This is a genomic window from Microvirga subterranea (genome assembly GCF_003350535.1).
GTDB lineage: Bacteria > Pseudomonadota > Alphaproteobacteria > Rhizobiales > Beijerinckiaceae > Microvirga > Microvirga subterranea.
The window spans coordinates 550,795-562,691 of the sequence record NZ_QQBB01000001.1; the positions used below are offsets into that span (position 1 = coordinate 550,795).

Genomic DNA, 11,897 nt, shown 5'->3' on the forward strand with positions numbered 1-11,897 from the left:
GAATCTTAGAATCTGTTTTTTCTCTTGGGCCGTGAATCGCGAAGCCGCAAGCCCGTCCACAGCCGTTCCACATGGGGGGCCGCGTTAACGCTTCGTTTACGGATGGGGCCGGGTCGCCACAATCCTTTCCGAATTCTTAAATCTTAACAAATCCCTAATCGGCCTTCACGAGATTCGAGTCGAGATTTCGCGACCGATTCGTGCCGGATTCTCCCATGAGTCCGATTCCGCGTTCACACATCGGAAACCATTGTTGATGACCCGAGGCACCTTCCCACAGGCCCCCGCCCTGGACCTGCCGGGCGAAGCGAACTATCCACACTCATCGACTCCTTGTCCGGGAGGATCTCTCGTGGGGCGCAGCTACTTCCACCTTCACCTCGTCTCCGACTCCACCGGCGAGACGCTGATCACCGTCGCCCGGGCGGCGGTGGCCCAGTACGAGGGCATCGCCGCGATCGAGCACGTCTATCCCCTCGTCCGCTCGCATACCCAGCTCCAGCGGGTGCTCTCCGAGATCGAGGCCGCGCCCGGGATCGTGCTCTACACCCTGGTGGAGCAGGACCTGGCCGAGCGCCTGGAGGAGGTCTGCCGCGCCACCGGCTCGCCGCATCTCTCCGTGCTGGCCCCGGTCCACTCCCTCCTGTCGTCCTATCTCGGCGCCCATTCGACCGCGCGGCCCGGCGCTCAGCACATGCTGAACGCCGAATATTTCAAGCGCATCGACGCCATGAACTTCACCCTCCTCCACGACGACGGGCACCTGCCGCACGATCTCGACGAGGCGGACGTGATCCTGGTGGGGGTGAGCCGCACCTCCAAGACGCCGACGGCGATCTACCTCGCCAACCGCGGCATGAAGACCGCCAACATCCCGCTGGTTCCGGGGGTGCCGCCGCCGGCGGTGCTGGAGACCGCCAGGAAGGCCCTGATCGTCGGCCTGGTGGCGACGCCCGAGCGCATCGTGCAGATCCGCCAGAACCGGCTCCTGAGCCTGAAGGCCGACGACGACACATCTTACGTGGACCGGGATGCGGTCGCGGAGGAGATCGCGGCGTCGCGCCGGCTCTTCGCCCGGCACAGCTGGCCGATGATCGACGTGACCCGCCGATCGATCGAGGAGACGGCGGCCGCCATCCTCGACCTCTACCGGGACCATCGCATGCGCTTCATCGCGGAGTGAGCCATGACGGCCCTGTGGACAGCCCCCGCTCCGCTCCTCCTCGCCTCGACCAGCGCGACCCGCCGCGGGCTCCTCGAAAGCGCCGGCCTGACGGTCGAGACCGAAGCGCCCGGGGTTGACGAGCGGGCGATCGAGGCTTCGGTCGAGGAACGGGCCCTGGGACCTGCGGATCTCGCCCTCCATCTCGCGGCCGAGAAGGCGCTTGCGGTCAGCCGCCGCCGCCCGGACCGTCTCGTGCTCGGGGCCGACCAGGTGCTCGATCTCGGAGGCGTGGTCGCCCACAAGCCGGGCGACCGGGAGACGGCGCGGGCGCAGCTGCGGGTGCTTTCGGACCGGCGGCACGCGCTCCATTCCGCCGGGGCCCTGGCCCGGGGCGGCGGCCTCGTGGACAGCTTCGTCGACACGGCGCATCTCGCCATGCGGCCGTTGAGCGACGAGGCCATCGAGGCCTATCTCGACCTTGCCGGGCCGGAGATCCTGAAGACCGTCGGGGTCTATCAGGTGGAAGGCCTCGGCATTCACCTCTTCGACCGGGTTGAAGGACAGCACTCGACCATTCTAGGACTGCCCCTGCTTCCGCTCCTCGCCTCCCTACGCCGCCTCGGCGTGCTCGCCTTCTAGGAACCTCGACACATGACGAAGGCCTTCGTCGTCGGCCATCCGATCAAGCATTCGCGCTCGCCGCTCATCCACGGCTACTGGCTGAAGGAATACGGCATCGCGGGAACCTACGAGCGTCTCGACGTCGCGCCGGCCGAGTTTCCCGACTTCCTGAAGGGCTTCCACCGACAGGGCTTCGCCGGCGGCAATGTCACGCTCCCGCACAAGGAGGCCGCCTGCCGCCTCGTCGACCGCCGGACCGAGCGCGCCGAGCGGCTCGGCGCCGTCAACACCCTCTGGGTCGAGGACGGCCTCGTCTGGGGCGACAACACCGACGTGCTCGGCTTCATGGCCCATCTAGACCGGAGCCTGGGGACAGGCTGGGAGCAGCCTGTGGGAACCGCGTTGATCATCGGTGCGGGCGGGGCGGCCCGGGCCGTGGTGGCGGGGCTCCAGGAGCGGGGCATCCCGCGCATCCTGGTGATCAACCGCACCCTGCCCAAGGCGCAGGAACTCGTCCGGGACCTGAGGGACGAGGGGCCGTCGTCGCTGGTCGCCCTCCCCTGGGCTGACATCGACCCGGCGGTGGCCGAGGCGGGCCTCGTGGTCAACACCACCTCCCTCGGAATGGCCGGACAGCCTCCGCTCGACATCGACCTGGGGATAAGTCCGGGGACGGCCGTGGTGGCGGACATCGTCTACGTGCCGCTCAGGACGCCTCTGCTCGCTGCCGCCGAAACGCGGGGCTTGAGGACCGTCGACGGGCTCGGCATGCTGCTGCACCAGGCCGTGCCGGGTTTCGCCCGCTGGTTCGGGGTCACGCCGCAGGTCACGCCGGAGCTGCGGGCCCTGATCGCGGCCGACATCGAGGGATGCTCATGACCTTCGTGCTGGGACTGACGGGCTCTATCGGCATGGGAAAATCGGCCACGGCCGACATCTTCCGCCGCCTCGGCGTCCCGGTCCACGATGCGGATGCGGCCGTCCATGCCCTCTATGCGGGCCGCGCGCCGCCGCTGATCGAGGAGGCGTTTCCAGGCACTGTGGCGAACGGCGCCGTCGACCGGGCGAAGCTCGGGGCGGCGGTTCTGGGCCACCCGGAGCGGATGAAGCGGCTCGAGGCCATCGTGCATCCGCTGGTGCGGGAGGAGGAGGAGGCCTTCCTCCGCCGGGTCGCCCGGCCGGCATCGCTCGCGGTGCTCGACATCCCGCTCCTGTTCGAGACCGGGGCCGAGGCGCGCTGCGACGCGGTGCTGGTGGTGTCAGCGCCCGCCGACGTGCAGCGCGAGCGGGTGCTGCGCCGTCCCGGCATGACGGAGGAGAAATTTAAGGCGATTCTGGCTAAACAGATGCCGGATGCGGAAAAGCGGGCGAGGGCGCATTTCATCCTGGACACGAGCCGGGACTTCGGCGCGGCCGGGGCCCAGGCGCGCTCGATCCTGGCCTGTCTCGCCGGGCGTCCGGGCCGCGTTCGACATCGGGGACAAGTGTGATGCGCGAAATCGTTCTGGATACGGAAACCACCGGCACCGAGCACGCCAACGGCGACCGGGTGATCGAAATCGGCTGCGTCGAGCTCTACAACCACATCCCGACGGGCCGCTCCTACCACGTCTACATCAATCCGCAGCGGCCGGTCTCGGCCGGGGCGCTCGCGGTTCACGGCCTATCGGACGAGTTCCTGTCCGACAAGCCGGTCTTCGCGCAGATCGTCGAGGAATTCGTGGCGTTCCTCGGCGACGGGCGGCTCGTGATCCACAACGCGGCCTTCGACGTGGGCTTCCTCAACGCTGAATTCGCCCGCACCGGCCACCCGGCCATCCCGCTCTCGGACGTGGTCGACACCCTGTCGATGGCCCGCCGCAAGCATCCCGGCGCGTCCAACAGCCTCGACGCCCTCTGCTCCCGCTACGGGATCGACAACTCCAAGCGCACCAAGCACGGGGCGCTCCTCGACGCCGAGATCCTGGCCGAGGTCTATATCGAGCTGATCGGCGGCAAGCAGGTCGGCTTCGACCTGACGCCGCGGCCCTCGTCCCGCTCGGGGATGGGAATCGCGGCCGGTGCCGCGGCGGCGCGCGAGGCGCGTCCCCGCCAGTTCATCTCGCGCCTGACCGATGCGGAGCGCGAGGCCCACGAGGCCTTCGTCCAGAGCCTGGGCGGAACGCCTCTCTGGCGCGAGTATGTCGGCGAGCCGACGCCCGAAGGGCAGGCCTGAAGCTGCCGCCCGCCTGAACCGGACGCATTCCGGCCTGAGCGGCCTGAACGGCATTCACTGAAAACCCCGGACAAAAAAATCGGGCGGAGCATCGGCTGCTCCGCCCGGAACACATTCGCGTGAGAAGGCGGCCCCGAAAAGCGCCCGCGATTCGCTTACGACAGGGTGGTCTGGCCGCCCTGCTGAGCCTGCATCTCGGCCGCGCGCTGACGGTAGAGAGCCACGAAGTCGATCGGGTCGATGTAGAGGGGCGGGAAGCCGCCGTTGCGGACCGCGTCGGCCACCATCTGGCGGGCGAACGGGAACAGCAGGCGCGGGCACTCGATCATGATGACCGGATGCAGCTGGTCCTGCGGGATGTTCTGGACCCGGAACACGCCCGAATAGGTGAGCTCGAAGGCGAAGAGGACTTCCTTGTCGCCGATCTTGGCGTTGCCCTCGAGGGTCAGGTCGACTTCGAAATCGGCCGCGTCGAGCTGCTTGGCGTTCACGTTGACCTGCAGGTTGATCTGCGGGCCCTGCGACTGCTGCTGCAGCGAGCGGGGGGCGTTCGGGTTCTCGAACGAGAAGTCCTTGCAGTACTGGGCGAGGGCGTTGAGCGCCGGCGCGCCGCCGTCCTGGGCTCCGTTGTTTGCCGGGTTGTCGGCCATGGGTGTTGCTCCGAAATGGATCGAGTGGGTGGGCCCGGTCGGAGCGCTTCGGGAAAGCGCCGGATGGGTAACGGGCTATCGTGCTCCGCGCTAGCATGCTTCCCTCCCGCGAACAAGATTCAGCTTTCTCCGTCGCTTGTCCCAGGGAGAGGTGGATGTTACGACCCTGGAACCCCATATGCGAGGGATCACCCTTTGCTTTGGCCGGGGAAAACCCTGGCGCGTCACCGCGTCAGAATCGGGCAAGCCGACAACGGATCGACGATGCAGGACTCCTTCGACATCACGACCCTTATTTTCATCGTTCTCGCCGTCTTCGTGATCTGGCGCCTCCGCTCGGTGCTGGGGCAGAAGACCGGCAACGAGCAGCCGCCATTCGATCCGCTTTCCCGCCGGGACGCCGGCCTGCGTCCGGGCAACCCGGCCGCCGAGCAGGACAACGTCGTCCGCCTGCCCTCCTCTGCCAACGGGTCCCGTCCCGCCGAGGCTCCGGTGGCGGAACGCTGGAAGGGCATCGCCGAGCCCGGCACGCCGATGTCGCAGGCCCTCACGGACATCGCCCGCGCCGAGCCCGCCTTCGATGCGGCGGGCTTCCTCGAAGGCGCCAAGGCCGCCTACGAGATGATCGTGACGGCCTTCGCGCAGGGCGACCGACGCACCCTCAAGGACTTGCTCAGCAAGGAAGTCTATGAGGGCTTCGAGCGGGCGATCACCGAGCGCGAGCGCCGGGGCGAGAAGGTCGAAACCACCTTCGTGTCGATCGACAAGGCCGAGATGGCCGGGGCCGAGGTGAACGGCAAGCAGGCCCAGATCGTGGTGCGCTTCCTGTCCAAGCTCATCACTGCGACCCGCGACGCCGCCGGCCAGGTGGTGGACGGCAGCCCTGACACCGTGGCCGACGTCACGGACGTGTGGACCTTCGCCCGGACGCTCGGCAACCGCGATCCCAACTGGCAGCTCGTCGCGACCGAAGCGGGACAATGAGGCATGCCGGCCGGGTCGCCCTCGCGTGTCTCGCCTGCCTCCTGCCGCGGATCCTGACCATGCCGGCTGAAGCCGCCTCCCCGCTCGACGGCAAGGCCCGCCTCGAGGCCCTGTCCTTCGCCGATCTCCCCGGCTGGCCCGACGACGACCACGCCGACGCCTATCGGGCCTTCCTGCGCTCCTGCCGGGCGCTGGACGCCCAGGCCGCCGAGCTTCGGCCGGCGCGGACGCCCGACCCCGATCTCCTGGCGGTCTGCCGCGAGGCCCTGAAGTCCCCGGACCTGTCCGGGGCCGAAGCCCGCGCCTTCTTCGAGGCCCGTTTCCAGCTCTTCGCAGTGGTACCCGTCGCCGGCGAGGGCTTTCTCACCGGCTATTACGAGCCCGAATTCGAGGGCTCCCGGGAGCCGACGGCCGGCTTCCGGGTTCCCCTCCTCGACCGGCCCGACGATCTCGTGACGATCCCGCAGGGCGAGACCCTGCCGGGCCTCGATCCGTCCCTCCAGGCCGCCCGCCGGACGGCATCGGGCTACGAGCCGTACCCGGACCGGGCCGCCATCGAGGACGGGGCGCTGGGCGAGCGGGCGAAGCCCATCGTCTATCTGCGCGAGCCGGGCGAGGCCTTCATCCTCCACGTCCAGGGCTCGGCCCGGATCCGGCTCACCGACGGCTCGGTGATGCGCATCTCCTATGCGGGCCGCAACGGCCGACCCTACACCTCCATCGGGCGCCTGCTGGTGCAGCGGGGCGAGATGGACCTCGAATCCATGACGCTCGAAAAGCTCATGGGCTGGCTGAAGGATCACCCTGAGCCCGCCCGCGATCTCATGCGGCAGAACCTGTCCTACATCTTCTTCCGCGAGGCCACGGAGCTGGCGCCGGAGGACGGCCCGGTCGGCGGGGCGGGAACGCCGCTCGTGCCCCATCGCAGCCTCGCGGTCGACCGGACGCTCTGGCCCTACGGCCTGCCGTTCTGGCTCGAAGGCGCGCTTCCCCGCACCCTGACCGAGGCGGAGCCCCTGCGGCGGCTCATGATCGCCCAGGACACCGGCTCCGCCATCGTGGGGCCGGCCCGGGGCGACTATTTCTTCGGCAGCGGGCCGCAGGCCGGCACCCGCGCCGGCCTTCTCCGGCACCGGACCCGCTTCGTGGTGCTCAAGCCGCGCATCCCATGAGCAAGCACCGCCGCTTCCGACCACTCAGCCCCGAGGAGCGGCGGCTCTGGGGGCAGGTCGCCCGCAGCGTCAAGCCCCTGAAGGGCAAGGCGCCGCCACCGGAGCCGGAGCCGGAGGAGCGTCCCGCCACCAAGCCGCCGCCGGAGATCGTGCTGCCGCCCTCCCCGGCCCCGGCGGCTCCCAAGAAGCCGGCGCTTCCGCCGCTCGCGCCCCTAGAGCGCAGGACTATGAAGGCCCTGCGCCGCGGCACGCGGCCCGTGGACGGCGTCATCGACCTCCACGGCATGCGCCAGGACGAGGCGCATTTCTCCCTCCTGAACTTCCTCTACCGGTCGCAAGGGTCCGGCCACGGGCTCGTCCTCGTCATCACCGGCAAGGGCGGCGCGGCGGGTGCGGGCGGCCTGTTCGAGGAGCGCGGCGTCCTGCGCCGGATGGTGCCGCACTGGCTGCGCCTGCCGGAGCTGCGATCTCTTGTGGTCGGCTTCGAAGAAGCCTCTCCCCAGCACGGCGGATCCGGTGCACTCTATGTCAGGCTCCGCCGCAGGCGGGGCGCAGGATGAACGGATGACTCCTTTCGGTGAACGGGTGCGGCAGCTGCGCCGCGAGCGCGGCCTCCTCCTCAAGGACATGGCCGCGCACCTCGGCGTATCGAGCGCCTATCTGTCGGCCCTGGAACGGGGCGAGCGCGGCAAACCCACCTGGACGCTGATTCAGGGCGTCCTGCAATATTTCAACATCATCTGGGACGAGGCCGACGAGCTGGCGCGCCTCGCGGACGTGTCGGACCCGCGGGTGAAGATCGACACCGCGAGCTGCGACCCGCGCGCGACGCTTCTCGCCAACCGGCTCGCCCGGGAGATCCGCAGCCTGTCGCCGGGCGAGCTCGACGCGATCCTGAAGGTGCTCGACCGCGCCCAGGAGCGCGGCCGCCGGATGATGCCGCTCGCCGACGCGGCGCAGGATTCCGTGCAGTCCTCCTCGGCGCCCGGATAGGCCGTCCTGTCATCCCGGCGGTCCGAAAGGACCGGGAAGGAGATCCGATCATCGATGGGTGCGAGCCCATGGGTTCCCTTCCCCTCCGCTTCGCTCTGGCCGGGAATGACACGCAGGGCCGTCCACCCTCCCGTCCCCCGCAAAACTTGACCCGCAGCGCCGGGAATGCGAAAGCGCGCCGTCTTCCCTCCATTCTCCGGTTATCCATGTCCCAGAAACGCATCGACGTGCTCACGCTCGGCAACGCCATCGTTGACGTGCTCGCCCATACGGACGAGGCCTTCCTCCTCAAGAAGAACGTCCACAAGGGCGCCATGCAGCTCATCGACGAGGCGCGGGCGGAGGAGCTCTACGGCGACATGGGCCCGGCCATCATCGTGTCGGGCGGGTCCGCCGCCAATACGGCCGCGGGCGTCGCCTCGCTCGGCGTGAAGGCCGGCTTCATCGGCAAGGTCAAGGACGACGAGACCGGACGCCTCTTCGCCCACGACCTCAAGGCGATCGACGTCCACTACGACGTCTCCCCGGCCGAGGACGGCCCGGCCACGGCGCGCAGCTTCATCCTGGTGACGCCGGACGGCGAGCGCACCATGAACACCTATCTCGGCGCCTGCCAGAACCTCACGCCCGACGACGTGAACCCGGAGACCGTGAAGGCCTCGTCGATCGTCTACCTTGAAGGTTATCTCTGGGATCCGCCGGCCGCGAAGGAAGCCTTCCGCAAGGCCGTGAAGATCGCCCACGAGGCCGGCAACAAGGTCGCCCTCACCCTGTCGGACGCGTTCTGCGTCGACCGCTACCGGGATGAATTCCTCGGGCTGATGCGCGACGGCAGCCTCGACATCCTGTTCGCCAACATCCACGAGCTGCAGAGCCTCTACGGCACGGCCGACGCCGACACGGCGCTCGCGGCGCTGCGCGAGGAGAAGCTGCTGGGCGTCGTCACCCGCTCGGCGGATGGCGCCCTCGTGGTCACCCGCGGCGAGACCAGGGCCGTGCCGGCCTTCCCCGTCGAGCGCGTCGTCGACACCACCGGGGCGGGCGACCTGTTCGCCGCCGGCTTCATGGCGGGCCTGACCCAGGAGCTCGACCTCGTCGACTGCGCCCGCCTCGGCGGCCTCGCGGCGGCCGAGATCATCAGCCATCTCGGCGCCCGCCCGCAGGCCGACCTGCGCGACCTGGCGCGGCAGGAAGGGCTGCTGGGGTAAGCTTTCCCACCGTCATTCCGGGCCCGCACCTGCGGTGCGCCCGGGATGACGGAAGGATCCTCACCCGCCCGTCCGGCCGAACCAGAGGCTGAACAGGGCCGCGAGGGCCACCAGCGCCAGGAAGCCGTTGAACGCCACCATCAGGAAGGGCGGGATCCGCTGCACGTCCGGCTGGGGCGGCTGCGAGCCGGTGAAGAGCTGCCGCCACACGGCGGCAGCGAAGCAGAAGGCGCTGAAGAGCACCAGGATCGAGCCGGTCGAGACGATCATCCAGTCCGGCACCACGCCCTCGAGCAGCTTCTTGGCGCCGATGCCGGAGGCGAGCGCCGCGAGGCCCGTCCGCACCCAGGCCGCGTAGGTGCGCTCCGCCGCGAAGACCGTGCGGTTGGCGGCGAGCTCCGTGCGCCGGTCGGCGCTGTCCTTCATCTGGACGCTGGCCTTGGCCGTGGTGCGCGCGGCCGCCTGCGTGTGCTCGGCCGCTTCCTGGGTGTTTTCGGCGGCTTCCTGGGTCTGGGCGGCCGCCTCCTTCGCGTGCTCGGCGCTGCGCTTGAGCTTGTCCTCGACGGGCTGCGTGGCCATACGTCCTCCGATCATCCGAGGGCACAACGCTCAAGATTGAGGAAGGTTGGCGTCCAGCCGTCCAGCCGGAAAATTCGGTGCCGTCAGCGCACCAGTTCGACCAGCAGCCACGACATTGCCAGCCACAGCAAGCCGCCTACGACGAACAGGGCTCCGGTCGAGATGCCCGCGGCACGGTCTCCCCACAGCGCCTCCATCAACCGGCTCGGCTGATCCGCCGCGCTGGCGGCCAGACCCGTGGACGCACCCGTACCGGATGCCGACCCGAAAAACATGAGCGCCCCGATCGCGCCCATCCCCAGGCCCACATAGGTGGCAGCGTCGCGCAGCTCAGTGGCCGATCTCAGGTCGAGGAACCAGGCTGCCGCCCCTGTCGCCGCAAGAGCCAGAAGGTTGAGAACGACCAGTCCCCCGACGAGGCGCCTCACGTCGGGTCAGAGCCGTCTCAGCGCCACCGTCTCGATGCGGTGGCTCGCGCCCTTCTTCAGGATCAGGCTCGCGCGCTGGCGGGTCGGCACGATGTTCTCGCGCAGGTTCAGCAGGTTGATCCGGTTCCACAGGCCGTCGGCGGTGGCCATGGCCTCGTCCTCGGGCAGCTCGGCATAGCGCCGGAAATAGGACAGCGGATCGCGGAAGGCGGTGTGGCGCAGGCGTAAGAACCGGTTCACGTACCAGCGGTGCAGGTCCGCCTCGTCGGCGTCGATATAGACCGAGAAGTCGAAGAAGTCGGACACGAACGGGATCGCCGTGCCGTCCTTGGGCATGCGCGCCGGCTGGAGCACGTTGAGGCCTTCAACGATGAGGATGTCCGGCCGGTCGACCACCGTCTCCTCGCCCGGCACCACGTCGTAGACCAGGTGCGAGTAGAGCGGCGCGTGCACGTTGCGCTTTCCGGCCTTGATGTCGGCCAGGAAGTGCAGAAGCTTGCCGGTGTCGTAGCTCTCGGGAAACCCTTTGCGCTCCATGAGGCCGAGCCGCGTCAGCTCGGCGTTCGGCAGCAGGAAGCCGTCCGTGGTCACGAGATCGACCTTCGGGGTGTTGGGCCAGCGCGCCAGCAGCGCCTTGAGCACGCGGGCCGTGGTGGATTTTCCGACCGCCACCGAGCCCGCCACCCCGATGATGTAGGGCACCTTCTCCTCCTTCTCGGCGAGAAGGAAGCGCTGGGTCGCCTTGAACAGCCCCTGCGTGGCCGCGACATAGAGCGAGAGAAGGCGCGACAGGGGCAGGTAGATCGCCGCCACCTCGTCGAGCGAGATCGGGTCGTTGAGGGATTGCAGCTGCACCACCTCGTCGGCGGTCAGCGTCATCGGCGCGTCGGCACGTAGCCTCGCCCACTCGTCCCGCTGGAAGATCCGGTAGGGCGAAAGCCCGTCGTCGTCCTCGGTCTCGTAGGCCGGCACCGCGTTGCGTTGGTCCATCAGACCCACCTTCATTTACGGCTTGCGCGCGGCCTTCTCGGCGAGCCCCGATTGCGCGGTGCGGCGCTCCAATTCGGCCATCACCTCATTTAAGGGAATATGAGCCCCCTGCAACACGACCAAAAGGTGATAGAGCACGTCCGCCGCCTCGGCCGTGAGGTTCTGCCGGTCCCCCTGCACGGCAGCGATCGCCGCCTCCACGGCCTCCTCGCCGAGCTTCTTGGCGGCCTTGGCGGGCCCGTCGGCCAGAAGCTTGGCCGTATAGGACTCGGTCGCGGGCGCCGCGGCGCGCGTGGCGACGATGCGGGCGAGGTCGTCGAGGGTGAAGGTGGTCATGGGAAAGATGCTTTCAGATGGGTAAGCAAGTCGCTAGGCAATGTCTTCAGGTAGCCATGCCAATCGATCGGCAAGACCGTGTTGTAGGTACCGCGCCACGACTTAATCCGCAGCTCATGATCTCCGGCGGCGATTTGGCGATAGCGGTCCAAATCGCTTGAATATGTGGTGGAACCCAGCTTGCAGCGGCCCTCATGCCAAACGGAAAGCGTCACGAGCTTCTCGTTCAGAAAGGCACCGATGAGACCGGAAACCCTATCCCGGCTCTCGGCGCCATCATGATCTTGCGGCCAGGGGAAGTGAGTATGGTAGTCTCCAAACGAGACGGTCACCTCCTCGCCCCAAGTGGAGATTTCGAGCGGGTGCTCATGGGTGATGCCTGCAGGGTCGGGTATGGTAAGCTCCAAGTAGTCCCCGCCTGAATCCTCATCCTTGAGCCGCCGCACGCACTGAAGCCATTGCGGAAAACACGTTTCCACATAATGCAGGAAATCCGCATTGATCGCTTGTGCACTGTCGTCGGCAAGAGGCATGGCTGTCCCGTTAACCCTTGTCA

The 11,897-nt window shown here is 68.4% G+C and carries 16 protein-coding genes; 10 read left to right on the top strand and 6 right to left on the bottom strand.

Annotation, left to right across the window (positions count from 1 at the left end; translation table 11 throughout):
- Positions 1-352 precede the first annotated feature (352 nt).
- The 5 genes from DES45_RS02540 to dnaQ are packed head-to-tail and all read left to right on the top strand — an operon-like array spanning position 353 to position 4,001.
- Entirely contained in the window at positions 353-1,183 is an 831-nt protein-coding gene (locus DES45_RS02540) for a pyruvate, water dikinase regulatory protein (protein WP_114768386.1), read from the top strand.
- Positions 1,184-1,186: 3 nt separating this feature from the next.
- Entirely contained in the window at positions 1,187-1,804 is a 618-nt protein-coding gene (locus DES45_RS02545) for a Maf family protein (protein WP_114768387.1), read from the top strand.
- Between the two features lie 12 nt (positions 1,805-1,816).
- On the top strand, positions 1,817-2,665 hold the full coding sequence (locus tag DES45_RS02550; RefSeq protein ID WP_114768388.1) for a shikimate dehydrogenase: 849 nt from the start codon (positions 1,817-1,819) through the stop codon (positions 2,663-2,665).
- Positions 2,662-3,276, top strand: coding sequence for a dephospho-CoA kinase (gene coaE, locus DES45_RS02555; protein ID WP_114768389.1), 615 nt, complete (start codon positions 2,662-2,664; stop codon positions 3,274-3,276). Before DES45_RS02550 ends, coaE begins: the two co-directional genes overlap by 4 nt.
- Entirely contained in the window at positions 3,273-4,001 is a 729-nt protein-coding gene (gene dnaQ / locus DES45_RS02560) for a DNA polymerase III subunit epsilon (protein WP_114768390.1), read from the top strand. The genes coaE and dnaQ overlap by 4 nt, the downstream gene beginning before the upstream one ends.
- A 155-nt stretch (positions 4,002-4,156) precedes the next feature.
- Here the strand turns inward: dnaQ and secB are convergent, their stop codons facing one another.
- A complete protein-coding gene (gene secB / locus DES45_RS02565) occupies positions 4,157-4,651 on the bottom strand; it encodes a protein-export chaperone SecB (protein ID WP_114768391.1) in 495 nt (164 codons plus the stop codon).
- A gap of 264 nt (positions 4,652-4,915) precedes the next feature.
- On the opposite strand from secB, the gene DES45_RS02570 reads away from it, so the two are divergent.
- The 5 genes from DES45_RS02570 (at position 4,916) to DES45_RS02590 (ending at position 9,008) form a co-directional block, all read left to right on the top strand.
- Positions 4,916-5,635: a Tim44/TimA family putative adaptor protein gene (locus tag DES45_RS02570; RefSeq protein ID WP_114768392.1), complete on the top strand. Its 720-nt coding sequence runs from the start codon at positions 4,916-4,918 to the stop codon at positions 5,633-5,635.
- Entirely contained in the window at positions 5,632-6,807 is a 1,176-nt protein-coding gene (mltA, locus tag DES45_RS02575) for a murein transglycosylase A (RefSeq protein ID WP_114768393.1), read from the top strand. Before DES45_RS02570 ends, mltA begins: the two co-directional genes overlap by 4 nt.
- Positions 6,804-7,367, top strand: coding sequence for a Smr/MutS family protein (locus tag DES45_RS02580; RefSeq protein ID WP_114768394.1), 564 nt, complete (start codon positions 6,804-6,806; stop codon positions 7,365-7,367). The genes mltA and DES45_RS02580 overlap by 4 nt, the downstream gene beginning before the upstream one ends.
- A 4-nt stretch (positions 7,368-7,371) precedes the next feature.
- Positions 7,372-7,800 (top strand): helix-turn-helix domain-containing protein, encoded by a 429-nt coding sequence (locus DES45_RS02585; protein WP_114768395.1) that lies wholly within the window; start codon positions 7,372-7,374, stop codon positions 7,798-7,800.
- A gap of 206 nt (positions 7,801-8,006) precedes the next feature.
- Positions 8,007-9,008: an adenosine kinase gene (locus DES45_RS02590; protein ID WP_114768396.1), complete on the top strand. Its 1,002-nt coding sequence runs from the start codon at positions 8,007-8,009 to the stop codon at positions 9,006-9,008.
- Positions 9,009-9,068: 60 nt separating this feature from the next.
- On the opposite strand, the gene DES45_RS02595 is transcribed toward DES45_RS02590, so the two are convergent.
- The 5 genes from DES45_RS02595 to DES45_RS02615 form a co-directional block, all read right to left on the bottom strand.
- On the bottom strand, positions 9,069-9,587 hold the full coding sequence (locus tag DES45_RS02595; protein WP_114768397.1) for a YidH family protein: 519 nt from the start codon (positions 9,585-9,587) through the stop codon (positions 9,069-9,071).
- Between the two features lie 83 nt (positions 9,588-9,670).
- Positions 9,671-10,015: a hypothetical protein gene (locus DES45_RS02600; RefSeq protein WP_114768398.1), complete on the bottom strand. Its 345-nt coding sequence runs from the start codon at positions 10,013-10,015 to the stop codon at positions 9,671-9,673.
- 6 nt (positions 10,016-10,021) lie between these two features.
- Positions 10,022-11,005, bottom strand: coding sequence for a type I pantothenate kinase (coaA, locus tag DES45_RS02605; RefSeq protein WP_114768816.1), 984 nt, complete (start codon positions 11,003-11,005; stop codon positions 10,022-10,024).
- A 15-nt stretch (positions 11,006-11,020) separates the two neighbouring features.
- Entirely contained in the window at positions 11,021-11,341 is a 321-nt protein-coding gene (locus DES45_RS02610) for a phosphoribosyl-ATP diphosphatase (RefSeq protein WP_114768399.1), read from the bottom strand.
- Positions 11,338-11,874, bottom strand: coding sequence for a hypothetical protein (locus DES45_RS02615; protein ID WP_114768400.1), 537 nt, complete (start codon positions 11,872-11,874; stop codon positions 11,338-11,340). The genes DES45_RS02610 and DES45_RS02615 overlap by 4 nt, the downstream gene beginning before the upstream one ends.
- Positions 11,875-11,897: the final 23 nt, after the last annotated feature.

Excerpts from the sequence above, each read along its gene's own strand:
- DES45_RS02590 (WP_114768396.1), top strand. The coding sequence starts at position 8,007 with ATGTCCCAGAAACGCATCGACGTGCTCACGCTCGGCAACGCCATCGTT.
- DES45_RS02545 (WP_114768387.1), top strand. The coding sequence starts at position 1,187 with ATGACGGCCCTGTGGACAGCCCCCGCTCCGCTCCTCCTCGCCTCGACC.
- secB (WP_114768391.1), bottom strand. The coding sequence starts at position 4,651 with ATGGCCGACAACCCGGCAAACAACGGAGCCCAGGACGGCGGCGCGCCG.
- coaE (WP_114768389.1), top strand. The coding sequence starts at position 2,662 with ATGACCTTCGTGCTGGGACTGACGGGCTCTATCGGCATGGGAAAATCG.
- DES45_RS02585 (WP_114768395.1), top strand. The coding sequence starts at position 7,372 with ATGACTCCTTTCGGTGAACGGGTGCGGCAGCTGCGCCGCGAGCGCGGC.
- DES45_RS02615 (WP_114768400.1), bottom strand. The coding sequence starts at position 11,874 with ATGCCTCTTGCCGACGACAGTGCACAAGCGATCAATGCGGATTTCCTG.
- DES45_RS02550 (WP_114768388.1), top strand. The coding sequence starts at position 1,817 with ATGACGAAGGCCTTCGTCGTCGGCCATCCGATCAAGCATTCGCGCTCG.
- DES45_RS02580 (WP_114768394.1), top strand. The coding sequence starts at position 6,804 with ATGAGCAAGCACCGCCGCTTCCGACCACTCAGCCCCGAGGAGCGGCGG.
- DES45_RS02595 (WP_114768397.1), bottom strand. The coding sequence starts at position 9,587 with ATGGCCACGCAGCCCGTCGAGGACAAGCTCAAGCGCAGCGCCGAGCAC.
- DES45_RS02610 (WP_114768399.1), bottom strand. The coding sequence starts at position 11,341 with ATGACCACCTTCACCCTCGACGACCTCGCCCGCATCGTCGCCACGCGC.
- coaA (WP_114768816.1), bottom strand. The coding sequence starts at position 11,005 with ATGGACCAACGCAACGCGGTGCCGGCCTACGAGACCGAGGACGACGAC.
- mltA (WP_114768393.1), top strand. The coding sequence starts at position 5,632 with ATGAGGCATGCCGGCCGGGTCGCCCTCGCGTGTCTCGCCTGCCTCCTG.
- DES45_RS02570 (WP_114768392.1), top strand. The coding sequence starts at position 4,916 with ATGCAGGACTCCTTCGACATCACGACCCTTATTTTCATCGTTCTCGCC.